Source organism: Roseovarius atlanticus, from assembly GCF_019802205.1.
Classification (GTDB): Bacteria; Pseudomonadota; Alphaproteobacteria; order Rhodobacterales; family Rhodobacteraceae; genus Roseovarius; species Roseovarius atlanticus_A.
On record NZ_JAHVHQ010000003.1, the window covers coordinates 124,643 to 150,110 of the forward strand.

Consider the following 25,468-nt stretch of genomic DNA (forward strand, 5'->3'; position numbering starts at 1 on the left):
AGGAAGGGGGCTTTGACTTGCATGGGGCGGCGGCTTTGGTAGGGAGACGCCATGGCTGATCTGATTTCTCCCGAAGGCGTCGAGGCGCTCTTTACCCGCGCCGATGGCTCTTACCTCTTTGCCCGCTGGGGGCGGCCCATCGTGCCGGTGGTGTTCGGGACGGATGACAAGACGCTGGAAATCGTCAAGGGCGCGGTGGAGGCCGTGGTGATGATGGCGGGCCACCAGATGGCCGAGACCGACCCGGAGCTGGGCGTGAACCTGATGTTCTTCTTCTTCCGCGAGTGGGATGAACTGGTGGAGGTGCCGGACATGGACCGGATGATCCCCGACCTTGCCCCCCTGGTGGCGCGGCTGAAGGCGGCGGATGCCAACCAGTACCGGATCTTCCGCTTTGACGAGGCCGGCGCGATCAAGGCCAGCTTCGTTTTCCTGCGGATGGAAGCTCAGCTTTCCCGGGTGCCCGCCGACACGCTGGCGCTGGCGCAGGTGGCGCAGACGATCCTGCTGTGGTCCGATACGGCGTTCACCGACCGCTCGGTGCTGGCGCAGGCGGGCGAGGGGCAGGTGATCCTGCGGCCCGATATCGGCGCGGTGATCCGGGCAGGGTACGATCCGGTCATGCCCGCCGTGGCGCAGGACGCCAGCCACGCGCTGCGCCTGAGTGCGCGGCTGGGGCAGATGTAGCCGTTGCGCGTCTTTGTCGGTGTCCCGCTGGAGGACGCGGCCATCGCGGCGCTCTTGCCGGTGCAGGAGGCGCTGCGTCAGGGGCGGCTGGTGGACGAGGAGAACCTGCACCTGACGCTGGCCTTCCTCGACGACCAGCCGGAGGACGTGCTGGCGGAACTGGATGCGGCGCTGGGCGAGATCCGCGTGCCGCGCTGGGACATGGAATTCACCGGGGTGGAGGCCAAGGGCGGGCGGCGCCCGGCGCTGGTCTGGGCCGACGTGGCGAAGGTGCAGCCGTTGCGGCAATTGCACGACAAGGTGCGCGGCGCGGCCCGGCTGGCGGGGATCGACCTGCCGCGCGAGCGGTTTCGCCCGCATGTGACGCTGGCCCGGTTTGGCCGCTCGCGTCCGGTGGACATGGGCCGGCTGACCGCGTTCCTTAGCACGTATGGCGGATTTCGCGCGGGGCCGTTCCCGGTGGAGCGGTTCTGCCTTTATGCCTCGACCCTGACGCCCGAGGGGCCGGTCTATGACGTGCTGGCGGAGTATCCGCTCTAGCGGCCCCCTCTTCCTCTGGCCGAAAATATCCCGGGGAACGGTGAACCGGAGGTTCGCCGTGGGGCAGAGCCCCTCTTTGGGATTGCCGTCGCCACCCGCGCGCCGTAGAAGGCGGGCATGGCCCATTCCTTTCCGATCCGCGTCTATTACGAAGATACCGACATGGCCGGGATCGTCTATTATGCCAATTACCTCAGGTACATAAAGCGGGCGCGCAGCGACTGGGTGCGGGGGCTGGGGATCGACCAGAACGCGATGCGGCGCGACGATGGCGTGGTCTTTGCCGTGCGTCGGGTCGAGGCCGACTATCACCACCCGGCCAAGTTCGATGACGAGCTGGACGTGCGCACGAGCGTCGTCACGGTTACCGGCGCGCGGCTGGTCATGGACCAGAAGGTTCTGCGCGGCGAGGAGCTGGTCTTTTCGGCGCAGGTGACCATCGTCTGCATCAACGACACCGGCCATCCGGCGCGTCTACCGGCGAATATCCGCCTGATGCTGCACTGATCACCCGCAATTGAACGCGCGGATACGGTTGATGTTGGCTTTCCCCTTGGAAATCGTCTAGTTTCGCGCTCAATACGGCCAGTCAACAAGGCCCGGCAAAGCAAAGAGCAGGCAGATGGAAGCAGAAACCCTGGCAATGGCACAGGAGATGGATTTCTCGCTGTGGGCGCTATTCGCACGCGCAACGCTGATCGTGAAACTGGTGATGCTGATGCTGATCGTGGCGTCCTTCTGGGCGTGGTCGATCATCATCCAGAAGACGATCACCTATCGCAAGGCCCGCGCCGAGGCCGAGGCGTTCGACCGCCGCTTCTGGTCGGGCGAGCCGCTGGACGAGCTTTTCGACGAGATCGGGCCCGATCCGGCGGGGCAGTCCGAGCGGGTCTTTGCCGCGGGGATGAGCGAGTGGCGCAGGTCGCACCGCACCGACGGGGCGCTGATCGCAGGCGCCACGGCGCGGATCGACCGCAGCATGGACGTGGCGATCGTGAAGGAAAGCGAGAAGCTGCAGAGCGGGCTGACGATCCTGGCCTCGATCGGGTCGGTGTCGCCCTTCGTGGGTCTGTTCGGCACGGTCTGGGGCATCATGAACGCCTTCATCGAGATCGCCGAGCAGCAGAACACCAACCTGGCCGTTGTCGCGCCGGGGATCGCCGAGGCGCTTCTGGCGACCGGCCTGGGCCTGCTGGCGGCCATCCCGGCGGTGGTCTTCTACAACAAGCTGAGTGCGGATGCGGACCGGATCGTGGCCAGCTACGAGGCCTTCGCGGACGAGTTCGCGACCATCCTGAGCCGGCAATTGGACAGCTAGTCATGCGTCGCAAGATTGAATCCCATCCGCGCCCCGAACGCATTTGCGATGCAAACGCTTCCTCGGGTCGCGCGCGTGATACTCATTTATTACCTGAGCGAGGCATGACTTAAATGGGAGCCGGTGTCGTCCAGAAATCGGGAGATTCAGGCCGCAGGCGCAGGGGCCGGGGCCGCAGCCGTCCGATGGCGGAAATCAACGTCACGCCCTTCGTGGACGTGATGCTGGTGCTGCTGATCATCTTCATGGTGGCCGCGCCGCTGATGACCGTGGGTGTGCCGGTGCAGCTGCCGGAAACCGCCGCCAACGCCCTGCCGGGCGAGGAGGAGGAGCCGCTGACCGTGACGCTGACCGCCGAGGGCGTGGTGATGATCCAGACCACCGAGGTGCAGCGCGGCGAGTTGGTGAACCGGCTGCGCGCCATTGCCACGGAGCGCGACAGCACGCGGGTGTTCCTGCGCGCGGACGGGGCGGTGCCTTATTCGGACGTGATGCAGGTGATGGGCGCGCTCAATCGCGGCGGGTTCGCCAATATCGGTCTGGTGACCGATACCGGCGGGCCGACGCTTGACGAGCAGGGCGGCTGAGATGCGGCTGGACACCGGGCAGATCATTTCCGGTGTGGCTCATACGGGCCTGATCGTCGTTGCCATTTTCGGCGGGGCGTTCAAGTCCGAGCCCTTGCCGTTCGAGATCACCGAGGTGACGGCCATCTCGGAAGAGGAATACGCGGCGATGGTCGCCGAGCCGTCGCCCGACGCGGTGGCCAATGTCGACACGCCCGAGCCGCCCGAGGAGGGACAGGCGCCCGAGTTGTCGTCCGAGGCCGACGCCGCGCCCGAGCAGGACCAGCCCGAAGTGACCGAGACGGCCGAGCCGGACCCGGTGCCCGAGGCCGTCGAGCCCGAGCCGGTGCCGGTGCCCGAGGCGGAAATCGCCGACGCCCCGCAGGAGCCGACGCCGCCGCAGGAGGATACCGCCGTTCTGGCGCCGCAGCAGTCGGAGCGTCCGCAGCCCCGGCCCGCGCCGCGCGTGGCACCCGAGGCGGTGGAGCAGCCGGAACCGGATGTCGAGATCGCGGATGTCGACCAGCAGGCCCCCGAACCCGCCGAGCAGGCCGAGGAGCCAGAGCCGGAGCAGGAGGAAACCGCGCGGCAGGAGGCCACGACCGAGATCGTGACCGAGGCCGAGGAGGTGGCATCCGCCGCGCCGACACGCTCGGTGCGCCCGCGCACGCGGCCCGAGCAGGTGACCCCGGCGGCCCAGCCCGACCCGGAGCCCGAGCCGCGCGACGAGCCGGCGCAGCAGGCCGACCCGGAACCGGCGGCGGAGCCCGAGACGCAAGAGGCCACCAGCCCCGACAGCTCGGCGGTGAACGACGCGCTGGCCGAGGCGCTGGGGAGTGACCCCGAACCGCAGGGCACGCCGCAGGGGCCGCCGCTGACCGCCGGGGAAAAGGACGGGCTGCGCGTGGCGGTGCAGGAATGCTGGAACGTCGGCTCGCTGAGTTCCGAGGCGCTGGCCACCACGGTGACGGTGGCGGTGTCGATGTCGGAGGATGGCCGCCCGATCACCAACTCGATCCGCATGATCGGCAGCGAGGGTGGCAGCAATTCCTCGGCGCAGCAGGCGTTCGAGGCCGCAAGGCGGGCCATCATCCGCTGCGGCGCGAGCGGATACAACCTGCCGGTCGAGAAATACGCCTCGTGGCGCGAGATCGAGATGACCTTCAACCCGGAGAACATGCGGATCAGATGAGACACGGGGCGATCACACCTGTCATCATGCTGGCGGGGCTTGCGGCCCCGCTGTCGGCATGGGCTGCAGAGGACGGTTCGGTGCGGCCGAAACTGCCGGGCGAGGTGGCCCCGGTCCCGTTCACGCCGCAAAACGAGGCGGCGGCGCAGTCCAGCCGGGCATGGGTTGCGGAATTTCGGCGGCAGGTCCGCGCCTGCTGGAACCCGCCCGAGGGTGGTGCGGTTGTCACCGTAGCGTTCGGGATGAACCGGGACGGCACGGTGACAAGCGACAGTCTGCGCTCAATTCCCCGTGACATGGCCGACACGGACTCTTTCACGGCGGCCCGGCGTGCCATCCTGGTGTGTGGGCGTGACGGATATGACCTGCCACCGGACCAGTACGAGGCGTGGCGCGAAATAGAGATGACATTCGACCAAAGGGTCGAAGGGGAGCAGTGACATGAGAGTATTCCTGGCCTTCGTGGCGATCCTTGCAAGCCTTGCCGCGCCCGTGATGGCGCAGGACGAGCGCAGCGGGCCGCTGAGGATCGAGATCACCGAGGGTGTGATCGAGCCGTTGCCCTTTGCGGTGCCGAATTTCGTGGCCGAGAGCGCACAGGCGCAGGAGATGGCCGCCAATATCACGCGGGTCATCGCCGCCGACCTGACCGGAACGGGCCTGTTCCGCGAGATCCCGCAGGACGCGCATATCGCGCGGGTCACGGCGTTTTCCAGCCCGGTGCAGTTCGCCGACTGGAAGGCGATCAACGCGCAGGCGCTGATCGTGGGCGGCGTCAGCGTGGACGACAGCGGCAAGGTCGTCGTCAAGTTCCGGCTCCATGACGTGTTCGCGGGCCAGCAGATGGGCGATGGCCTGCAATTCGTGGGCACCACCGATGGCTGGCGGCGCATCGCACACAAGGTCTCGGACCAGGTGTACGCGCGGCTGACCGGCGAGGACCCGTATTTCGACAGCCGCGTCGTCTTCGTGTCGGAAACCGGCCCCAAGGACGCGCGGCAGAAGCGTCTGGCGATCATGGATTACGACGGCGCCAACGTGACCTACCTGACCGACAGCGCGTCGATCGTGCTGGCGCCGCGGTTCTCGCCGGGGGGCGACCGGGTGCTCTATACCAGCTATGAGAGCGGCTTTCCCAAGATCTACGTGCTGGACGTGGCGACGGCGGGGCGCAACGTGCTGAACGCCGCCGATGGCGAGATGAGTTTCGCGCCGCGCTTTGCGCCCAACGGCCAGACCATCGTCTACAGCCTGACCACGGGCGGCAATACCGACCTTTACCAGCTGAACATCGGCAGCGGGCAGACCTCGCGCCTGACCACCACGCCGTCGATCGAGACCGCGCCCAGCTTCAGCCCCGACGGCAGCAGGATCGTGTTCGAATCCGACCGCTCGGGCACGCCGCAGCTCTACGTGATGCCGGCGGGCGGCGGCGAGGCGACGCGGATCAGCTTCGGGCAGGGCCGCTATGGCACGCCCGTGTGGTCGCCGCGCGGCGACCTGATCGCCTTTACCAAGCAGTCCAAAGGCCGGTTCCATATCGGCGTGATGCGCACCGACGGCAGCGAGGAACGCCTGCTGACCGCATCCTTCCTGGACGAGGGGCCGACATGGGCGCCCAATGGCCGGGTCATCATGTTTGCTCGCGAAACCCAGGGCGCGCAGGGCACGTCGAGCCTGTGGTCGGTGGACATCACCGGGCGCAACCTCAAGCAGGTGCGCACAGACACCGGCGCCTCGGACCCGTCCTGGGGACCGTTGCAGAAGTGAGGCCGCAAAAGGGGCATGCATCCGCCGCGGGCCTATGATATTAACCATTGCAAGAGCAACAAGACATCGAGTGGGGCACTGAAATGAGACATCTGAGCAAGGCATTGATCGTGGTGGCGGGACTGGCGGTAAGCGCGTGCAGCAACCCCGATCGGTTCGGCGACCAATATGCCGACGGCACGGGCGCCGGCGGCGCCGGAGCCGGCGCTGTGGCCGGAACCGCGCAGGATCCGCAATCGCCGCTTTACTTCCAGCAGACCATCGGTGACCGCGTGCTGTTCGCGGTGGACCAGTCCACCCTGTCGCCCACGGCGACGGCGACGCTGGACGGGCAGGCGCAATGGCTGGCCACGAACGTGGAATACAACGCCATCATCGAAGGCCACGCCGACGAGCAGGGCACGCGGCAATACAACATCGCGCTGGGCGCACGCCGCGCCAACGCGGTGCAGGAATACCTGATCTCGAGGGGCGTCAGCCCGGCGCGGCTGAAGGTCATCAGCTATGGCAAGGAACGCCCGCTGGAGATATGCAGCGAGGAATCGTGCTATGCCAAGAACCGCCGCGCCGTGACGGTGATCTCGGCCGTGCCGACAAGCTGATAGGACGAAGGGCGGGGTGAACATGCGTCGTGTGATACTGGGCCTTGTGGTGGCCGCGTTCGGGATGGGGCCGGTTTCGGCCTCGGCCCAGGCCAATACCGAAACCCTGGCGGATATCCGGCAGGAACTGTCGGTGCTCTATGTCGAGTTGCAGAAGCTGAAGCGCGAGCTGAACACCACCGGGGCCACGGGCACCGCGACCGTGGGCGGCAGCGTGCTGGACCGGGTGAACACGATCGAATCCGAGTTGCAGCGCCTGACGTCGAAGACGGAAGAGCTGGAGTTCCGCATCGACAGCGTGGTGACCGACGGCACCAACCGGGTGGGCGACCTGGAGTTCCGGATCTGCGAGCTGGAGCCCTCCTGCGATATCGGCAGCATCGAGCCCGGCGACACACTGGGCGGGGTGGAACCGTCGACGGGCGGCAACACGGGCGGTACGGGGGGGACGGGCAGTGCCCCGGCCACCGGCACGACCGGCGGCGCGACCACCGAAGGATCCACGGGCAGCACCACAGGCAGCACCTCGGGTACCGATACCGGCGTGCAGATGGCCGCCGCGGAGCAGGCCGATTTCGACGCCGCCATGGCGGCCTTCGAGTCCGGTGAATACACCGCCGCGGCCACGCAGTTCGAGCGTTTCACCACCAACTATCCCGGCAGCCCGATGGAGGCGCAGGCCGGGCTGAAGCGCGGCGAGGCGCTGGAGAAGGCCAATGACATGACCGGAGCGGCGCGCGCCTATCTGGATACGTTCAGCACCGCGCCCGACGGCCCGCAGGCGCCGCAGGCGCTGTTCCTGCTGGGCCGGTCGCTGGGCCAGCTCGGGCAGACCAACGAGGCCTGCCTGACATTGGGGGAGGTGGCGCAGCGCTTTCCGCAATCGCCCGCGGTCGGACAGGCGACGCAGGCGATGCAGAACCTCGGGTGTTCGTGAACCGACCCAACGCGCATATTCTGGATCAGTTCGTGGCGACATTCGGCAATGCCCGGCCCAATCGGCTGGGCATTGCCGTGTCCGGGGGCAGCGATTCTCTGGCGCTGCTGGTGCTGGCGCGGCACTGGGCGGCGCAGGGCGGGCCGGAGCCCCATGCGGTGACGGTGGATCATGGCCTGCGCGACGGCTCGGCTGACGAGGCGGCGGGGGTCTCTGCCCTGTGCGCGCGGCTTGGCGTGGCGCACCGGACCCTGGAATGGCGCGGCTGGGACGGGGCGGGCAACCTGTCCGACGCCGCGCGGCGCGCCCGCTACGGGCTGATCGCCGACTGGGCCGAGGCCGAGGGCATCTCCGACGTGGTGCTGGGCCATACCCTGAACGACGTGGCCGAAACCTTTGTCATGCGCCTGTCGCGCGAGGCCGGTGTCGACGGGCTGGCCACGATGACGCCGGGCTGGCGGCAGGGCGCGGTCGAGTTTCGCCGGCCGCTGTTGCAGGTGTCCCGGGCCGAGTTGCGGACGTTGGTCACGGCAGAGGGGCTGGACTGGATCGACGACCCGACGAATACCGATGACGCGTTCGAGCGGGCGCGGGTGCGCAAGGCGCTGGGCGTGCTGGAGGGGCTGGGGATCACCGCGCGCGGGCTGGGCACCGTGGCGCGCCACATGACCGAGGTGCGCCAGGCGCTGTACTGGTACGTGTTCGTGGAGGCGCGCAGGTATGTGACGTTCGACCGGGGCGACGTCGTGATCGAGCGCAAGGGCTTTCGCACCCTGCCGCGCGACATCTGCCGCCGCATGGTGCAGGAGATCCTGCGCTGGATCAGCGGCGCGGAATACGGCCCGCGCGGCAAGGCGGTGGACCTGATGCTGGAGGCGATCCGCGGCGGCAACGGCATGACGCTGCACGGCGTGATGATGAGCGTCGGCGCCGATCACCTGCGCTTCACCCGCGAGCCGCAGGCGGTTGCGCAACTGCGCGCGGCGCCTGGCGCGGCGTGGGACGGCCGCTGGCGGCTGGACGGGCCGTGGCCCGACGGGGCCGAGGTGGCCGCGCTGGGCGAGGCCGGTCTGGCGCAGTGCGAGGACCGGGTGCGGCCCGGGTTGCCGCGGGCGTCGCTCATGGCCAGCCCGGCGGTCTGGCGGGGCGGGCATTTGGTCGCGGCACCGCTGGCGGGGGTCGCAGAAGGCTGGTCCGCCACGCTCTTGCGGGATGAAGACATGTTCTTTGCCGGCATTCTTGCGCATTGAACAACACGTAACGATCTCTATTTATAACACTCGGGTCCTGTGGTAGGTCAGACCCCTAAAGACGTGAGGAGAAAGCCCTTGGGCAACGCGAGAAACTTCGCCTTCTGGTTGGTCCTGTTCCTGTTGATCATGGCGCTGTTCAGCCTGTTCAACGGATCCGGCAACACCCTGCAGAGCAAGGCCATCCCCTATTCCGAGTTCGTCGCAGCGGTCGAGGACGGTGAAGTGTCCGAGGTGACGCTGGACGGCGAGAACGTGCGGTTCCGGGGCGAGGACGGCAACAATTACTCGACCATCAAGCCCGAGGATGCCGAGGTGACTTCGCTGCTGCTGGAGCAGGATATCCCGATCAAGGCGGAATCGCAGGAGCAATCCGGGTTCCAGACCTTCCTGATCTCGCTTCTGCCCTTCGTGCTGCTGATCGGCGTGTGGATCTATTTCATGAACCGGATGCAGGGCGGCGGCAAGGGCGGCGCCATGGGCTTTGGCAAGTCGAAGGCCAAGATGCTGACCGAAAAGCATGGCCGCGTGACGTTCGACGACGTGGCGGGCATCGACGAGGCCAAGGAAGAGCTGGAGGAAATCGTCGAGTTCCTGCGCAACCCGCAGAAATTCAGCCGCCTGGGCGGCAAGATCCCGAAAGGCGCGCTGCTGGTCGGTCCTCCGGGCACGGGCAAGACGCTCCTGGCGCGCGCCATCGCGGGCGAGGCCGGCGTGCCGTTCTTCACCATTTCCGGCTCGGACTTCGTTGAAATGTTCGTGGGTGTCGGCGCGTCCCGCGTGCGCGACATGTTCGAACAGGCCAAGAAGAACGCGCCCTGCATCGTCTTCATCGACGAGATCGACGCCGTGGGGCGCCACCGTGGCGCGGGCTACGGCGGCGGCAATGACGAACGCGAACAGACCCTCAACCAGTTGCTGGTCGAGATGGACGGGTTCGAGGCCAACGAGGGCGTGATCATCGTCGCGGCGACCAACCGCAAGGACGTGCTGGACCCCGCGCTGTTGCGTCCGGGCCGGTTCGACCGTCAGGTGACGGTGCCGAACCCCGACATCAAGGGCCGCGAGAAGATCCTGGGCGTGCATGCCCGCAAGACCCCGCTGGGGCCCGACGTGGACCTGCGCATCATCGCGCGCGGCACGCCCGGCTTTTCCGGCGCGGACCTGGCGAACCTGGTGAACGAGGCGGCGCTGATGGCCGCGCGCGTGGGCCGGCGCTTCGTGTCGATGGTCGACTTCGAGCAGGCCAAGGACAAGGTGATGATGGGCGCCGAGCGCCGCAGCATGGTCCTGACGCCCGAGCAGAAGGAAAAGACCGCCTATCACGAGGCCGGTCACGCCATCGTCGGGCTGGCCCTGCCGCAATGCGATCCGGTCTACAAGGCCACGATCATCCCGCGCGGCGGCGCGCTGGGCATGGTCGTCAGCCTGCCCGAGATCGACCGGCTGAACTGGCACAAGTCGGAATGCGAGGAAAAGCTCGCCATGACCATGGCCGGCAAGGCCGCCGAGATCATCAAGTACGGCCCCGACGCGGTGTCGAACGGCCCGGCGGGCGATATCCAGCAGGCGTCGTCTCTGGCCCGCGCGATGGTGCTGCGCTGGGGCATGTCCGACAAGGTGGGCAACGTCGATTACGAGCAGGCGCATGAAGGCTACATGGGCAACAGCGCTGGTGGCTTCTCGATCTCGGCCCATACGAAAGAGCTGATCGAGGACGAGGTGAAGCGCCTGATCGACGAAGCCTACCAGCGGGCCTATGACATCCTGACCGACAAGCAGGATGAATGGGAGCGTCTGGCGCAGGGGCTGCTGGAATACGAGACCCTGACCGGCGAGGAGATCGAGCGCGTGATCAACGGCGATCCGCCCGAGGCCGATGACGACCAGGGCGGCACGCCGCAGAAGGACGACAAGCCGTCCCTGACCGCGATCCCGAAGACCAAGCCCAAGTCGACGCCGCCCGAGGGCGGATTGGAGCCGGAACCGACAGCGTGACGACGACGACACACGTGAAGACCGACTGGAATCCGGGCGCCTACGCCCGGTTTCACGACCTTCGGCTGCGCCCGGGCCTTGATCTGGTGAACACGATCAGCAGCATGGGCGCGGGCGACATCTATGACCTCGGCTGCGGCAACGGCGCGCTGGGCGAGGCGCTTCGGGCGCGGGCCGGAAACCGCAAGGTGATCGGCGTGGATGCCAGCCCGGCGATGCTGGAAAAGGCCCGCGGCTGCAAGGCGTATGACAGTTTCAGCCAGGCCGATATTTCCGAGTGGACGCCCGCGCGCGCGCCGGGCCTGATCTTTTCCAACGCCGCGCTGCACTGGGTGGGGCATCACGAACAGCTGCTGCCGAAACTGGTGCGGATGCTCAGCAAGGGCGGCACGCTGGCGGTGCAGATGCCGCACCAGAACAAGGCGCCGTCGCACCGTGTCTGGCTGAGCCTGGTCGAGGAAATGTTCCCCGGCCGGGTCGAGAAGATGGGCACGCCCGGCGTCATGGCGCCGGTCAAGTACGACGAGCTTCTGGCCGGCATGGGCCAGTTCCGGATGTGGGAAACCGAGTATTACCAGCGCCTCATGGCCGAGCCGGGCAGCCACCCGGTGCGCCGTTTCACCGAGAGCACCTATGCGCGCCCGGTGCTGGAAGCGCTGGCCGACGACGAGAAGGCGGCGCTGATCAAGCGCTACGAGGAAGCGATGCACGCGGCCTACCCGGTGCGCAAGGACGGCTCGGTCCTGTTCCCGTTCCGAAGGATTTTCTTTACCCTGTCGGTCTGAGCGCAGGCGTTTTCCTGAAAAGAAAACGGGACGGAATTTTTTCAAAATTCCGGCGCGCGCGCTTCACCGTCACGCACCGTTTCGGGCGGCGTAAAAGACCATGGCCTCGTCCAGCAGGCGAAACCCGGTGTCGAACGCGGTGAGCGTCATGTCATGGACGGACCCCGGCCGTCCGGCGGGCAGCTCCGCCGTGACGCTGTCGGTCAGGGCCAGCTGCGTGGCGCCGTTGTGGAACATCTTGATGCGCTCCATGACCACATCGCCGTTGGGTGGGGCGTCCAGCACCTCGTCCATCAGGTCCAGCACGTCGTCGGAGATGCAGAGCGTGCGGTACATCAGGCCCACCGCGTCGCGTTCGGCCCTGTGCAGGTCCCGGAAGCCGGGCGCGTTGCGCCAGACGCACGGGATCTGGGCGCCGAGCGCGCGCCCTCTCTGGACGGCGTAAGGCAGCAGGAACAGCTGCGTGTCGTTGTCTGTGAACCGGCCCGAGATCAGGGCCTCGCGCCCAGTTGTGTAAGCCTCTTCCAGCGTCAGGCCGCGGTTGAACCGTGCCAGCATCGCGGCAGGGGATTCTCCGGGCAGGGCACGGGGGGCCGGCATCGACCGGGCCCACGCCCAGCCGTCGCGCAGGCCGCGCATATGGGCGGCCATGCCCAGCCTGTCGGCCTCGAGCGCGCTGTCGAATTCCTCCTGCGTCCCGTTGGCGGCAAGCGTGGCCATCAGCAGGATATGCCGGTGCCCGGGGCCAAGCGCGTCGAGATCCTGCGCGCCGGCCTTCTCGCGGACGTCCTCGAAGAGCTCGTAGACCTGCACCGCCATCCAGTCGGTTTCGCTGATGCCGGGAGTGTGCCGGCGGTTCGTGGCGGAGGTCAGGACCTTGCCGTGCTTGACCAGCACGATGGTCCGGATCTCGGCATGAAACGCCTTGACTGCCTCCCACGCCTCGGACGAGAGCGGCTTGGGGTGTTTGCGAAAGAAAGCGAAGGCCATGAACGTCCCTTTTCATGCGTGTGCGGAGAGAAGATGACCGGGGACCTTGACCTGTTTTGGGCGATAAGGTGACATGCCCGGACGATGATACGATTTTTCCCCGGGAAAGACCCGAAGTCACCGTGGAATGCGGTGACCGAGACGTGCGAAGGAACGCGCCGATGCCTGCCTTGATACCCACCGATCACTATGCGGAAGTCACTTGGATCGGGTGCGTCGCGGACCAGGAGAGCGGCATCCGCTCGGCCGCGCTGGACCGGGTGGAGCTGACATGGGACGGCGTGCCCGGAGAGTTTCACGGCGGGCGTACGCGCCCTGCCTGTGTGCGGGTAAAGGACCAGCACGCCGCAGGCACCGAGATCGCCAATGTGCGGCAGCTGTCCATCGTGTCGGCCGAGGAGATGGCGGCGATCGCCGAGGAGATCGGGATCGACGCCGTGGCCCCGGAATGGCTGGGCGCGTCGCTGGTGCTGAAGGGCATCGACGATTTCAGCCGCCTTCCGCCCGCGTCGCGCTTGCAGACCGAGAGCGGTACGGCGCTGATCGTGGACATGGAGAACCGGCCCTGCATCTGGCCGGCCAAGGAACTGGAGAAGGATCACCCGGGCCTTGGCAAGCGCTTCAAGCCCGCCGCGGCGCATCGGCGGGGCGTCACCGCCTGGGTGGAACGGCCCGGACCGCTGCGGGTGGGAGACCGGATGCGCCTGCACGTGCCGGACCAGCGGCCCTGGCTGCACCTGGAGGGATGCCTGAGCGGCAAGGTCTTCTGAGCGGCGGCTGTTTCCGATGTGAAACGCGGGCGCGACAGGCTGCCGCATCAGCCCCCGGAAATGTCGGATTCCTGACCGGGTGACCGCAGCTGACTTTGTATGGCTGTCCCCGAAGCATCATCGCTTATGTCCAAAGGGAAGACACTATGAGCCACAAATCAGACATCGAGATTGCGCGTGCGGCGTCGAAGAAGCCGATCCAGGAGATTGGCGACAAGCTTGGGATACCGTCCGAGCACCTGCTGCCCTACGGGCATGACAAGGCGAAGGTGAGCCAGGAGTATATCAACTCGGTGAAGGGCAACGAGAACGGCAAGCTGATTCTCGTGACCGCGATCAACCCGACGCCGGCGGGCGAGGGCAAGACCACCACCACCGTTGGTCTGGGCGACGGTCTGAACCACATCGGCAAGAAGGCGATGATCTGCATCCGCGAGGCCTCGCTGGGGCCGAACTTCGGGATGAAGGGCGGCGCCGCGGGCGGCGGCTATGCCCAGGTGGTGCCGATGGAGGACATGAACCTGCACTTCACCGGCGACTTCCACGCGATCACCTCGGCCCATGCGCTCTTGAGCGCGATGATCGACAACCACGTCTACTGGGGCAACGACGCCGAGATCGACACCCGCCGGATCGTCTGGCGCCGGGTCGTTGACATGAACGACCGCAGCTTGCGCCAGATCACGTCGTCGCTGGGCGGTGTCGCCAACGGCTTTGCCCGCGAGGACGGGTTCGACATCACCGTGGCCTCGGAAGTGATGGCGATCCTCTGCCTGGCGAGTGACCTCAAGGACCTCGAGGAGCGGCTGGGCGCGATGATCGTGGCCTATCGCCGCGACCGCAGCCCGGTTTTCTGCCGCGATATCAAGGCCGAGGGCGCGATGACCGTCCTGCTGAAGGACGCGATGCAGCCCAACCTGGTGCAGACGCTGGAGAACAACCCGGCCTTCGTGCATGGCGGGCCGTTCGCCAATATCGCGCATGGCTGCAACTCGGTCATCGCCACGACGACGGCGCTGAAGATCGCCGATTACGTGGTGACCGAGGCCGGCTTCGGCGCCGACCTGGGCGCTGAGAAGTTCATGAACATCAAGTGCCGCAAGGCCGGGATCGCGCCGTCGGCGGTGGTGATCGTGGCCACGGTGCGGGCGATGAAGATGAACGGCGGCGTGGCCAAGGCCGACCTGGGCGCCGAGAACGTGGACGCGGTCAAGGCGGGCTGCCCGAACCTGGGCCGGCATATCGAGAACGTCAAATCCTTCGGTGTCCCGGTGGTGGTGGCGATCAACCACTTCGTGACCGACACCGATGCCGAGGTGCAGGCGGTGAAGGACTTCGTGGCCGAGAACGGCGCCGAGGCGGTGCTGAGCCGCCACTGGGAGCTGGGCTCGGAAGGCTCTGCTGACCTGGCGAAGAAGGTGGTGGAGGTGATCGAGAAGGGCGAGGCGGACTTCAAGCCGATCTACCCCGACGAGATGGGTCTCTTCGAGAAGGTCGAGACCATCGCCAGGAAGATCTACCGCGCCGACGAGGTGATCGCGGACAAGAAGATCCGCGACCAGCTGAAGAGCTGGGAAGATCAGGGCTACGGCAACCTGCCGGTCTGCATGGCGAAGACCCAGTACAGCTTCTCGACCGATCCGACCCAGCGCGGCGCGCCCACGGGCCACTCGGTCCCGGTACGCGAAGTGCGGCTCTCGGCCGGTGCGGGCTTCGTCGTGGTGGTCTGCGGCGAGATCATGACCATGCCCGGCCTGCCCAGCCGGCCGGCGTCGGAATCCATTCGCCTGAACGACCAGGGCGAGATCGAAGGGTTGTTCTAAAGGAACGGTTTTCCCCGCCCCGTGCCAAAGGTATAGGGTGGGGGACCATGTTCGGGGCCGGGAGGAAAGACATGACGGCAGAGATTATCGACGGCAAGGCGTTTGCCGCAAAAGTGCGCGAGAAGGTGGCGGGACACGTGGACCGCCTGAAGGAAGAGCACGGCATCACGCCGGGGCTGGCCGTGGTGCTGGTGGGCGAGGACCCGGCAAGCCAGGTCTACGTGCGCTCGAAGGGCAAGCAGACCGTCGAGGTCGGCATGAATTCCTACGAGCACAAGCTGGAGGCGGACACCTCGGAAGAGGACCTGCTGGCGCTGATCGACCAGTTGAACAACGACAAGGACGTGCATGGCATCCTGGTGCAGCTGCCGCTGCCCGAGCATCTGGATTCCGACCTGGTGATCAACTCGATCGACCCGGCGAAGGACGTGGACGGGTTTCACATCTCGAATGTGGGCCTGCTGGGCACGGGGCAGAAGAGCATGGTGCCCTGCACGCCGCTGGGGTGCCTGATGATGCTGCGCGACCATCACGGCAGCCTTTCCGGCATGGACGCGGTGGTTGTCGGGCGGTCGAACATCGTCGGCAAGCCGATGGCGCAGCTGCTGCTGGGCGACAGCTGCACCGTGACCATTGCGCATAGCCGGACCAAGGACTTGCCCGAGGTGGTGCGCCGTGCCGATATCGTGGTGGCCGCCGTGGGCCGGCCCGAGATGGTGCCGGGTGACTGGATCAAGGAAGGCGCGACCGTGATCGACGTAGGGATCAACCGGGTCGAGCGCGACGGCAAGAACAAGCTGGTGGGCGATGCCGATTACGAGAGTTGCGCGGCGCGGGCCGGGGCAATCACCCCGGTGCCGGGCGGCGTCGGGCCGATGACCATCGCCTGCCTCTTGGCCAACACGGTGACGGCCTGCTGCCGGGCCAACGGATTGTCGGAGCCGGAAGGCCTGACGGCGTAAGACCTCTTGCCCGGCGGTCCCCGCCGGGCAACCCCCGACCGCCCCCACGGGCGGGGGCTTCACCCCCACCCGCGGCCGGGGGCAGCCCTTATTTCTGTTGGGCTTGGTCGCAGGTGTTGCGCGCGCCGCTAAAGGTCCACTGCGATCATGGTGCCGACCAGCATGGCGATGTGGCGTTCCGTGCCGTCCGTCACGGCGAAGACATCCGACTGCACTACCATCAGACGGCGGCCCGGTTTGATCACCCGGCCCCGCGCGACGAGGTGATCGCCCGCGCCGGGAGCCAAAAGGTTGATCTTCATTTCCGTGGTCATCACCTCCATCCCCTCGGGGATCAGGGTGAGCGCAGAATAGCCCGCCGCACTGTCGCCGATGGCGAAGGTCAGGCCGGCATGGGCGACGCCCTGTTGCTGGCGGCTGCCTTCGAGGATAGGCGCGGTGATCTCGACCTTGCCTTCGGCGATGTCGGCGAGCGTGGCGCCCAGCGTCTGCATCATGGATTGCCGGGCGAAGCTGTCGCGGATGCGGGTTTCGAAGGGGGCGGACATGGGAGTCTCCGGGTGGTCTTGTCCCCGGCAGTCTAGGCCGGGCTGGCGGCAATGGGAACGGGGCGTTTCAGGACCGTTGACCGCGCGGCATGGGCGCGGGATGGGGCGTGTTGCCGGTAAGGATGGCCAGCGCCTCGGGCCGCATGAGGTTGCAGAGCGCGGCATCGTGGCTGCGCAGGCCGCCGGTATAGGTGCCGTAGGCGGGCATGATCAGCCGGTCGCTGTCGAGCAGGAAGGCGGGGCGGGTGATGGCGCGGCCCCGGACGGGCAGGGTGACCTTGGGGTGGTAATGCCCCGACACCTCGCCGGAATAGCCGGCCTGTGCGATGTGCCGGAAGGTGAGCGGCGGCACGGGCAGCTCGAACAGATGCGCGCCGCCCAGGTCGACGGGGCCGGGATCGTGGTTGCCCTCGATCCAGACCCAGCGGCGGCCGGCCTGAAGGCGGCTGATCCAGAGCTTTTCGGCCTCCAGGAGGGCGCGGGCAGCGAGCGCGTCGTCGAAGCTGTCGCCGAGGCAGATGACGGTATGGGCGCCGGTGGCCTCGAGGTCGGCTTGCAGGCGGGAAAGCGTGTCGTGCGTCTCGTAGGGGGGCAGTTGCGCCTCGCCCAGACGGGCGCGGCGTTCGGTCTTGCCAAGATGCATGTCCGACACGCACAGGAGGTTCTGGTCACGCCAGAAAAGCGCGCCGGAGCCGAGGGCGGTGAGGCGCGCGCCTGCCAATGTGAACTCGTAGCCGTTCATGCTTCGTTCATCACGCGGGGTGAGCGATTTTGCAAGCGGTTTCCGGGAAATTCTCCGCCCGGTCAGGCGAGGCCGGCGGCCTGCATCAGGCGTTGGGTCTCTTCCTCGAGCAGGCGGTCCTGCGCGCTGCCTTCGACGGGGGTGCGCCCGGCCTCGAGGAAGAGCGGCGCGGCGAAGGGCGTGACGCGGGGCAGGCGCACGAGGTCGACGCGGTCGCCGATGCGGTCGAGCATTTCCTCGATCCGGCCGAAGTCGATCAAGCCGCGCATCGCCTCTTGCCGCGTGATGTCCAGAAGCAGGTGATCGGGGTCGTACTTGGCCAGCGTGTCGTAGAGGATATCGGAGGAAAAGGTGGCTTGCCGCCCGGATTTGCGGACCTGGGGCAGGTTGCGCTGGATCAGGCCCGCGATGGTGGCCGAGGCGCGAAAGGTGCGTTTTATCAGCTGGTTGCCGGCGAGCCACTTGTCTAGGCCTTCGCGCAGGGCGGCGCGGTCCAGAAGGCCGGTGGCGTCGGTCAAGGGCTCCAGCCCCCAGATGAGGGTGGCGTAGTCGGTCGAGACGAAGCCCATGGGGGCGAGGCCCATCTCCTCCATGCGTTTGCTGAGAATGAGGCCCAGCGTCTGCTGCGCGTTGCGGCCCGCGAAGCCGTAGATGCAGGCATGTTCGCGCCCGTCATGGGGGAAGCTTTCGATCAGCAGGCGGCCCGCCTGCGGCAGGTACGAGACGTCCCTTTGAAGCGCGATCCAGTCGGCAGTGTGAGCGGGCAGGGCGGAGTGATCGCCGGAGTGCAGGAGCGACAGGATGCGCTGGCTGAGCTGGGTGGAGGTGGCGAATTTCGTCCCGGCGAAGGTGGCGATCTTGGGTTTCTTGGCGGCGTCGCGGCTGACCTCGACCACGGTTTCGCGCAGGCCCTCGTATTTCACGATCTGGCCGCCGATCAGGAACGTGTCGCCGGGGGTGAGGGAGGCGGCGAAGCCTTCCTCGACCTCGCCCAGGGGCTTGCCGCCGCGGTTGCGGCGCATGCGGACCTTGAGCAGGTCGGCGTCCTGGATGGTGCCGATGTTCATGCGAATGAGGCGGGCGCTGCGCGGGTCGCGCAACTGCCACAGGCCGTCGCGGTAGAGCAGGCGCTGCCATTGGTCATAGGCGCGCAGGGCATAGCCGCCGGTGGCGCAGAAATCGAGGCAGGCGTCGAACTGGGCGCGGGTCAGGGTGGCGTAGGCGCCGACGGTCTTGATTTCGTCGTAGAATGCATCCGCATCGAACGGCCCGGCACAGGCGCGGATCAGGATGTGCTGGCAGAGCACGTCGCGGGGGCCGGGGCCGCGCGGTTCGCCGTCGAGGTCGTGGTCGCGCACGGCCTGCAACGCCGCGACGCATTCGATGACCTCGAAGCGATTGGCGGGCACCTGAAGCGCCTTGGAGGGCGCGTTGTAACGGTGGTTGGCGCGGCCGATGCGCTGGACCAGCCGCTTGACGTTCTTGGGCGCGCCGACCTGGATCACGAGGTCCACGTCGCCCCAGTCGATGCCAAGGTCCAGACTGCCGGTGCAAACGACGGCGCGCAGCTCGCCACGTTGCATGGCGGCCTCGACCCGTTCGCGCTGCGCCCGGTCGAGAGAGCCGTGGTGGATGCCGATGGGCAGGGCCTCGTCGTTGGCGAGCCAGAGGTTGTGAAAGAAGATCTCGGCCTGGGCGCGGGTGTTGTGGAAGATGAGCGTGATGCGGTGGCGTTTCACCTCTTCCAGCACCGCCGGAATTGAATAGGCCGCGCCACCCCCGGACCAGGGCGGGTAAGCGTCGGTTTGCAGCATGGCGATGTCAGGCTCGGGGCCGGGATCGGCCATGAGGATCTCGCACGGGTCGGGGTGGCGGGCTAGGAGGCGCGCGATGGCGGCAGGATCCTCGACGGTGGCCGACAGCCCGACGCGGCGCAGGCCGGGGCACATGGCCTGAAGGCGGCTTAGGGCGAGGAACAGTTGATCGCCGCGCTTCGATTCCGCCAGCGCGTGGATTTCGTCGACCACGATGCGCTTCAGGCCCTTGAAGATGCGCGGGGCGTCCTCGTAGGAGGTCAGGAGTGCCAGGCTTTCGGGCGTGGTCAGCAGGATATGCGGCGGGTCGGCGCGCTGGCGGCGCTTGGCCGACGAGGAGGTGTCGCCGGTGCGGTCCTCGATGCGGATCGGCAGACCCATCTCGGACACCGGCGTGGTCAGGTTGCGCTTGATGTCGGCCGCCAGCGCCTTGAGCGGAGAGATATAGAGCGTGTGCAGCCCCTCGTGGCCGTTCTCGGCGATATCGACCAGCGTGGGCAGGAACCCGGCCAGTGTCTTGCCGCCGCCGGTGGGGGCGATGAGCAGTAGCGCCGGGTCATCGGCACGGTCCAGCATCGCCTGCTGGTGCGGGTGGATGGACCAGCCGCGCGCGGCGAACCAGTCGGTGAAAACGGGGGGTAGCGACGTCATCCGCCAGATGTAGGCGCAACGCCAAAACTTTTCAGGAAAAGTTTTGCCCGGAGTTTTTGAAAACTCCGGGGCGCGCTTATTTCACGATGGTCTCGTCCTTGACGAACATGTTCGCCCAGGCCCGGTCGAGCAGGTCGGGACGCATCTGGTAGGGGATGCCCTCGAATTCACAGATCGAGATCATCTGGTCGATCAGGAAGATCGGCTGGTAGTTGGCGTAGACATTGTCGATCGTCGGGTACTTGACCTTCAGCAGGTGCAGCAGCGTTTTCTCGTCCAGCGGCATGCCGCGTTTCTTGGCCACCATGGCGAAGATCTTGAGGAAGTCCTGCTGGTTCGGCCCGTCGATCTTGATCTTGAAGAAGATCCGGCGCAGGGCGGCCTGGTCGAAGATCTCGTTGGGGTGGAAGTTGGTCGAGAAGATCACCAGCGTGTCGAAGGGCACCTCGAACTTTTCCCCCGATTGCAGCGCGAGGATGTCCTTGGATTCCTCCAGCGGAACGATCCAGCGGTTGACGAGGCTTTGCGGCGGTTCGGCCTGGCGGCCAAGGTCGTCGACGATGAAGATGCCGCCGGTGGACTTTAGTTGCAGCGGCGCCTGATAAGTCCGCGCGGTGGGATTGTAGACGAGATCGAGCATCGACAGGCTGAGCTCGCCGCCGGTGATGACCGTGGGCCGTTCACAGCGCACATAGCGCGTGTCGAAGGTGCGCTTGCGGCGCAGGGAGTTGGGGTCGTCGACCTCGACCTCGGCCTTGGAATGGACAATGGGATCGTAGACGGTGATGACCTGGCCCGCGTATTCGATGGCGCGGGGGACGTAGATCTTGTCGCCCATGGCGTCGCGGATACCGTTCGAGATCGAGGATTTGCCGTTGCCGGGCGGGCCGTACATCAGGATCGAACGGCCGGCCGAGACGGCGGGGCCGAGATGGTCCAGCAGGCTGGGCGGCAGGACGAGGTGGCCCATGGCATTGGTCAGCTCGTCCCGGGTGATCTGGATGTTGCGGATCGACTGGCGCTGGACCTGTTCGCGGTAGACCGCCAGCGGCACCGGCATGGCGCCGAAATATTCCGATTGCGACAGGGCGTCGAGCGCGCGGGACTTGCCCGCGTCGGTCAGCTGAAAGCCCATCTCGCCGCCCGAATTGGCGTTGAGCGTGCCGGTCGCCTCGAGCAGGCGTTGCTGGCGGGCCATGTCGACCAGCTCCTGCGTGACGGCGCGGGGCAGGCAGATGGCCTCGGAAATCTCGCTGACCATGTCGAGGTTCTTGCGGAACATGGTTTTCAGCAGGATGTCCCGCATCATCACGACGGGAAGGCGCATTTCGTCCAGCCCCGAGGGCGGCGGAGGTGGCTGAACGCCGGTGGTCACTTGCATGTTCATGGTTTTACTGCCCGCTCTCTGAGACAAGTTGACGTGTTCCGACCCCGCAGACGGCGGAGTGTTTGCAGTCAGGCTGACAGAAGATCATGCGGAAATTATGGTGGCCCGCGGGCAGGGATGGGGCAGGGGCCTCAAGCCCCGTAGGCCGCGCCGAGGGCGAGGTAGATCACCAGGGTCGCGCCCAGGGCAAAGCCCATGGGAAATTTCTTGCCGCGGTCCCAGCTGACCCAGTTCGGCGCCAGCCGGCGCAGGGGCGAGTGCTTCGCAAGCCGGTGGGTGACGAAACAGGCCAGCAGGTTGGCGGCGAAGAGGAACATGATGATCCGCCAGTCGGCGGGGGCGACGAAGGGCGCGGCGGCGGCGATGAACTTGCTGTCGCCCGCGCCCATCAGCCCGCCGGCATTGGCGATGAAGCCGATCACGAGCGCAAAGACCATGATCGCGATGCGCCAGGCGTAGTCGGGCCAGATCGGGGTGACGGCCCAGAGGCCCACGACCACGAAGATCCCCGCAAGCGTCAGCACCGAGGTGTTGGGGATGCGCATCGCCTTGAGGTCGCTCCACATCACCCAGAGACAGACCGGGGTCACGAAGGGCAAGAACCAGAGCGCCGCCCAGTTGGTGATTTCAAGGGGCATGGCCCGCGCCTCGCAAGCCGTTTATTCGACGTTGTTTTCCAGCGCGTTCAGGCTGCGCGCGGCGGCCTCGAAATGCTGGGGATGGGTGTCGATGGCGTCGCGCAGCAGGCCCTTGCCGATAGTGGTGTCGCCCTGCTTGATCGCCGACAGGCCCAGCGTATAGAGCAGCTGCGCACGCTCTTCCTGGCTGGTCTGCATGACCGGCATGGAATATTTCTTTTGCGCGCCGCGGGCCAGGACAAGGTTGTTCTTGGCGGTGAACAGGCTGTCATCCTGCCGGATCGCATCGCTGAACAGGCGCTCGGCGGCGGCGTAATCGCCGCGGGTCAGCTTGGAATAGCCCCAGTTGTTCATCACGCTGGCGGGGGTCGTCGTCAGGCCGATGGCGGTCTCGTAGAAACTGTCGGCCTTCGACCAGTTCTCGTTGCTGTCGGCGACCATCGCCTCGAGCCGGTACCGCTTGAAGGTCTCGTGGGTCGGCGGGACGGCATCCAGCACCTCGTCGGCGCGTTTCCATTCGTTGTTGCGAATGAGCGCGTCGGCGTATTCGACCTGGTCGTCATCGGTGGATTTCTCGTGCTCGACCACGTTCTGCCAGGCCGCGACGGCCTCGGTGTGGCGCTTGGCCCGGATAAGCGATTGCGCAAGCCCGCGGCGCACGTCTATGCGGTCTGGCTGTTCGCCCAGGGTGCGCTGGAAATATTTCACGGACTCGTTGGGGTCTGCCACGGTCAGCATGACATCGCCAAGATTGCTTTCATCGACGACGTTGAGATCGGACAGGGCCCGGTCCACATCGGCCTTGCCGGCCTTGTCATCGCAAGCGGAAAGGGCAAATGCGCTGCCCACGCAGATGCACATGAGAATAGGATGGCGCATTTTTGCGTCCTTTTACTGCCTTCGCCTCAACCTGGTATACTGCGGATCAGGTAGTCGCTGCTCCCGCGCCGCACCAGTTTATAATCTTGTTCTAGCTCTTCAGTATAAAGAGAATTTTCGGATTTTGCGAGAACTAAGCGCAAATTGTCACGAATTGAGTCACTTTGGCCATTGTCGAGCGCGTAGGCCTTCTTGAAGACCTGTTCCGCCTCGCCGGTCTCGCCCTTCTCCAGCAGGACGACGCCGAGGTTGTTCCAGACCTCGGGCGAGAATTCCTCCTTCTTGAGGGCCTGGCGCAGCAGGCGTTCGGCGGTGTGCAGGCGGCCCAGCCCGAGATTGGCGGTGCCCAGGCCCGCCAGCACGTCGGCGCTCATGCCTTCGTCGAGGGCGGCACGGGAAAAGGCGTCGATCGCCAGCTCGTATTCGCCCGCGGCCACCAGGCGGTGGCCGACCAGCTTGGAGTCGACGGCCTCGCCGCCACGGGCGACGCCGGGGGCGTAGGGGCCGTCCGGATCACGCGAAGCGCCCTCGCCGCAGCCCGCGACGAGAGCGAAGGAAACCACAAGCCAGACACCTGCTCGTGCCATGCCGGTTATGCCGCCTCTTCGTTATGGCGACAGGCCCGCGCGGGGCCTGCCTTTCGTTGGTCCGGCCGTTACTGGCCCGCCATCGTGAAGAGTTCCATGATCCCCAGCACCGACGGGCCGACCAGGATGATCAGCAATGGCGGCACTGTAAGCATCATCGTGGCCAATGTCATCTTCGTCGGCAGCTTGTTGGCCTTTTCTTCGGCGCGCATGACCCGTTTGTCACGCATCTCGCCGGCATAGACGCGCAGGGCGTCGGCGATCGAGGTGCCGAAGGTCTGCGACTGCACGAGCACGGTCACAAAGCTGGAGATATCCTGCACACCGCAGCGTTCGGCCATTTCGTTCAGGACCGAAGGCTTGTCACGCCCGGCCTTGACCTGGTGCGCGACGATCTCGAATTCCTCGGAGAGCGCCGGATAGGAGGCGCGGATTTCCCTGGACACCCGAATGATCGCCTGGTCGAGCGACTGGCCCGCCTCGACGCAGGTCAGCATCATGTCGAGACTGTCGGGGAAGCCCTCTTCGATTTCCTGCTGGCGCTGCTGCTGGCGTTTGGTCACCCAGTATTTCGGGATCATGTAGCCGACGCCACCCGGCCCGAGGATATACATGACCGTCTGCGTGGTGGTCGTGTCTTCGGCCCCCGCGAGGAAGACCACGAAATAGAGCACGCCGAGGATCAGGAAGCCGATGCCAAGCGCGAACTGGGCGAAGTGGAAGTACCGCACCGCATCGCGGCTGCGATAGCCGGCCTGCATCAGGGTCAGGCGGATCTGGCTGAGCTGCTTTTCGTCCTCGGGTTCGAGGAACTTGGCGTACTTGTCCAGCTTTTCGTTGCGCTGGCCGGTGCGCAGCTTTTTCTTCTGCTCTTCCAGCGACGGCCCGCTGCGCGACTGTTTCCTGATCTTGTCCAGCGGGTCGTTCGACTCGCGTATCAGGATCGGGATCGTCAGCAAGACCAGCAGCACACCGAGCGTGCCCACCGCGATCAGCGGGCCGAAGGGGCCCAGCGTGTCGGTCATGAACTGTGAAATCGTGTCCAGCATTGTCGTGGCCTTTTACACTTTGATGTTCACGAGGGCGCGCATCACGAAGAGGTTCGTGACCAGGAAGAAGCCCACGGCCAGGCAGGCCGGGATGAAATAGGGGTGTTCCATCGCCTCGTCGTAATAATCGGGCTTGATCATCTGGATCGCGATCAGCGCCAGGATCGGAAAGCCGGACAGGAACTTGCCGGACCATTTGGCCTCGGCGGTGATGGCCTTGACGCGGCGGAACAGGCGGAAGCGGGCGCGGATCACCTTGGCCAGGCCGTCGAGGATTTCGGCCAGGTTGCCGCCCGATTGCTGCTGGATGGTGACGGCCACGGCGAGAAAGCGCAGGTCCTGCATGTCCAGGCGTTCGGCCATGTCCTTGAGCGCCTCGCCGATGTCGCGGCCATAGGCGGCCTCGTCCGCGATCACGCCGAATTCCGTGGCCAGCGGGTCTGCGACCTCGTTGGCGACGATGGAAATGGCCGAGGTGAAGGGGTGGCCGACGCGCAAGCTGCGGACCATGAGTTCGATGGCGTCGGGCAGCTGTTCTTCAAGCATCGCCATACGCTTGCTGGCCTTCATGTTGACCCAAACGAAGATACCGCCGACGCCCATCACCACCGAAACCAGCGCGCGTACCGGCAGCGCGGTGCTCGTGCCCACCGACAGGCCGATGAACGCGACAAAGCCGCAGGCGACCATCAGCAGCATCAGCTGCTTGGGCGAAAACGCGATGGCGCCCATCTGCGCCTTGGTGGCGAGGATCGAGTAGAGCGGGATCTTGCGCGCCTTGAGATGCTGTTCCATCTCCTTGCGCAGCTTTTCCATCACCTCTTCGCGGTTGCCGCCCTTGTCCAGCATCTCCAGCCGGCGGTTCACGCGGTTGTTGAGGCTGATCGAGCGACCGAAGACGGTCAGGTAAAGACCCTGCACCAGGACCATGATCCCGATGAAGATCAGGCCATAGATGATCGGCTCTGCACTGATAGACATGA

The 25,468-nt window shown here is 66.3% G+C and carries 26 protein-coding genes; 16 read left to right on the forward strand and 10 right to left on the reverse strand.

The genetic code is table 11. The features are described from left to right. The first annotated feature begins 51 nt into the window (after positions 1-51). From KUV49_RS06455 to KUV49_RS06515, 13 genes are all read left to right on the forward strand, one after another. Positions 52-687 (forward strand): hypothetical protein, encoded by a 636-nt coding sequence (locus KUV49_RS06455; RefSeq protein WP_261391067.1) that lies wholly within the window; start codon positions 52-54, stop codon positions 685-687. A gap of 3 nt (positions 688-690) precedes the next feature. Further along, entirely contained in the window at positions 691-1,227 is a 537-nt protein-coding gene (gene thpR, locus KUV49_RS06460) for an RNA 2',3'-cyclic phosphodiesterase (protein WP_222449231.1), read from the forward strand. A 117-nt stretch (positions 1,228-1,344) separates the two neighbouring features. Next, positions 1,345-1,734 carry a tol-pal system-associated acyl-CoA thioesterase gene (ybgC, locus tag KUV49_RS06465; RefSeq protein ID WP_222449232.1) on the forward strand — a complete coding sequence of 130 codons (390 nt, stop codon included), beginning with the start codon at positions 1,345-1,347 and terminating at the stop codon, positions 1,732-1,734. A 115-nt stretch (positions 1,735-1,849) separates the two neighbouring features. Next, positions 1,850-2,545, forward strand: coding sequence for a protein TolQ (tolQ, locus tag KUV49_RS06470; protein WP_057791871.1), 696 nt, complete (start codon positions 1,850-1,852; stop codon positions 2,543-2,545). Between the two features lie 113 nt (positions 2,546-2,658). After that, positions 2,659-3,132, forward strand: a complete 474-nt coding sequence (gene tolR, locus KUV49_RS06475) for a protein TolR (protein WP_222449233.1) — start codon at positions 2,659-2,661, stop codon at positions 3,130-3,132. A 1-nt stretch (position 3,133) separates the two neighbouring features. Then, positions 3,134-4,303, forward strand: a complete 1,170-nt coding sequence (locus tag KUV49_RS06480; RefSeq protein WP_315899477.1) for an energy transducer TonB — start codon at positions 3,134-3,136, stop codon at positions 4,301-4,303. Continuing rightward, entirely contained in the window at positions 4,300-4,743 is a 444-nt protein-coding gene (locus KUV49_RS06485; protein WP_222449234.1) for a hypothetical protein, read from the forward strand. The genes KUV49_RS06480 and KUV49_RS06485 overlap by 4 nt, the downstream gene beginning before the upstream one ends. Before the next feature lies 1 nt (position 4,744). Continuing rightward, positions 4,745-6,073, forward strand: coding sequence for a Tol-Pal system beta propeller repeat protein TolB (tolB, locus tag KUV49_RS06490; RefSeq protein ID WP_222449235.1), 1,329 nt, complete (start codon positions 4,745-4,747; stop codon positions 6,071-6,073). Between the two features lie 83 nt (positions 6,074-6,156). Next, entirely contained in the window at positions 6,157-6,675 is a 519-nt protein-coding gene (gene pal / locus KUV49_RS06495) for a peptidoglycan-associated lipoprotein Pal (protein ID WP_152496351.1), read from the forward strand. 22 nt (positions 6,676-6,697) lie between these two features. Then, positions 6,698-7,612, forward strand: a complete 915-nt coding sequence (ybgF, locus tag KUV49_RS06500) for a tol-pal system protein YbgF (protein WP_222449236.1) — start codon at positions 6,698-6,700, stop codon at positions 7,610-7,612. After that, positions 7,609-8,862 carry a tRNA lysidine(34) synthetase TilS gene (gene tilS / locus KUV49_RS06505; protein ID WP_315899478.1) on the forward strand — a complete coding sequence of 418 codons (1,254 nt, stop codon included), beginning with the start codon at positions 7,609-7,611 and terminating at the stop codon, positions 8,860-8,862. The genes ybgF and tilS overlap by 4 nt, the downstream gene beginning before the upstream one ends. A gap of 78 nt (positions 8,863-8,940) precedes the next feature. Next, positions 8,941-10,860 carry an ATP-dependent zinc metalloprotease FtsH gene (gene ftsH / locus KUV49_RS06510; RefSeq protein ID WP_222449237.1) on the forward strand — a complete coding sequence of 640 codons (1,920 nt, stop codon included), beginning with the start codon at positions 8,941-8,943 and terminating at the stop codon, positions 10,858-10,860. A 65-nt stretch (positions 10,861-10,925) separates the two neighbouring features. Continuing rightward, positions 10,926-11,645: a methyltransferase domain-containing protein gene (locus tag KUV49_RS06515; protein ID WP_222450916.1), complete on the forward strand. Its 720-nt coding sequence runs from the start codon at positions 10,926-10,928 to the stop codon at positions 11,643-11,645. 69 nt (positions 11,646-11,714) lie between these two features. Here KUV49_RS06515 and KUV49_RS06520 read toward each other — a convergent pair whose 3' ends face one another. Further along, positions 11,715-12,635, reverse strand: coding sequence for a hypothetical protein (locus tag KUV49_RS06520; protein ID WP_222449238.1), 921 nt, complete (start codon positions 12,633-12,635; stop codon positions 11,715-11,717). A 161-nt stretch (positions 12,636-12,796) separates the two neighbouring features. Between KUV49_RS06520 and KUV49_RS06525 the strand changes: the two genes are divergently transcribed. The 3 genes from KUV49_RS06525 (at position 12,797) to folD (ending at position 16,190) form a co-directional block, all read left to right on the forward strand. After that, positions 12,797-13,405 (forward strand): MOSC domain-containing protein, encoded by a 609-nt coding sequence (locus tag KUV49_RS06525; protein WP_222449239.1) that lies wholly within the window; start codon positions 12,797-12,799, stop codon positions 13,403-13,405. A 146-nt stretch (positions 13,406-13,551) separates the two neighbouring features. Beyond that, a complete protein-coding gene (locus tag KUV49_RS06530) occupies positions 13,552-15,228 on the forward strand; it encodes a formate--tetrahydrofolate ligase (RefSeq protein WP_222449130.1) in 1,677 nt (558 codons plus the stop codon). 71 nt (positions 15,229-15,299) lie between these two features. Continuing rightward, positions 15,300-16,190 carry a bifunctional methylenetetrahydrofolate dehydrogenase/methenyltetrahydrofolate cyclohydrolase FolD gene (folD, locus tag KUV49_RS06535; RefSeq protein ID WP_222449240.1) on the forward strand — a complete coding sequence of 297 codons (891 nt, stop codon included), beginning with the start codon at positions 15,300-15,302 and terminating at the stop codon, positions 16,188-16,190. 128 nt (positions 16,191-16,318) lie between these two features. On the opposite strand, the gene KUV49_RS06540 is transcribed toward folD, so the two are convergent. The 9 genes from KUV49_RS06540 to KUV49_RS06580 form a co-directional block, all read right to left on the reverse strand. Further along, positions 16,319-16,738: a PaaI family thioesterase gene (locus tag KUV49_RS06540; protein ID WP_222449241.1), complete on the reverse strand. Its 420-nt coding sequence runs from the start codon at positions 16,736-16,738 to the stop codon at positions 16,319-16,321. A 67-nt stretch (positions 16,739-16,805) separates the two neighbouring features. Further along, the gene (pdeM, locus tag KUV49_RS06545; RefSeq protein ID WP_222449242.1) at positions 16,806-17,480 is read right to left on the reverse strand and encodes a ligase-associated DNA damage response endonuclease PdeM; all 675 of its coding nucleotides are present in this window, start codon (positions 17,478-17,480) and stop codon (positions 16,806-16,808) included. Between the two features lie 62 nt (positions 17,481-17,542). Beyond that, positions 17,543-19,945 (reverse strand): ligase-associated DNA damage response DEXH box helicase, encoded by a 2,403-nt coding sequence (locus KUV49_RS06550; RefSeq protein WP_222449243.1) that lies wholly within the window; start codon positions 19,943-19,945, stop codon positions 17,543-17,545. Positions 19,946-20,021: 76 nt separating this feature from the next. Then, the gene (locus KUV49_RS06555; RefSeq protein ID WP_222449244.1) at positions 20,022-21,332 is read right to left on the reverse strand and encodes an ATPase; all 1,311 of its coding nucleotides are present in this window, start codon (positions 21,330-21,332) and stop codon (positions 20,022-20,024) included. Between the two features lie 131 nt (positions 21,333-21,463). Then, a complete protein-coding gene (locus tag KUV49_RS06560) occupies positions 21,464-21,970 on the reverse strand; it encodes a prepilin peptidase (RefSeq protein ID WP_222449245.1) in 507 nt (168 codons plus the stop codon). A gap of 21 nt (positions 21,971-21,991) precedes the next feature. Next, positions 21,992-22,849: a tetratricopeptide repeat protein gene (locus tag KUV49_RS06565; protein WP_222449246.1), complete on the reverse strand. Its 858-nt coding sequence runs from the start codon at positions 22,847-22,849 to the stop codon at positions 21,992-21,994. 26 nt (positions 22,850-22,875) lie between these two features. Continuing rightward, complete coding sequence (locus KUV49_RS06570) at positions 22,876-23,436, reverse strand: tetratricopeptide repeat protein (RefSeq protein WP_222449247.1); 561 nt, start codon at positions 23,434-23,436, stop codon at positions 22,876-22,878. A gap of 68 nt (positions 23,437-23,504) precedes the next feature. Then, on the reverse strand, positions 23,505-24,485 hold the full coding sequence (locus KUV49_RS06575) for a type II secretion system F family protein (protein WP_222449248.1): 981 nt from the start codon (positions 24,483-24,485) through the stop codon (positions 23,505-23,507). A 12-nt stretch (positions 24,486-24,497) separates the two neighbouring features. Further along, complete coding sequence (locus KUV49_RS06580; RefSeq protein ID WP_222449249.1) at positions 24,498-25,466, reverse strand: type II secretion system F family protein; 969 nt, start codon at positions 25,464-25,466, stop codon at positions 24,498-24,500. Between the last annotated feature and the right edge of the window lie 2 nt (positions 25,467-25,468).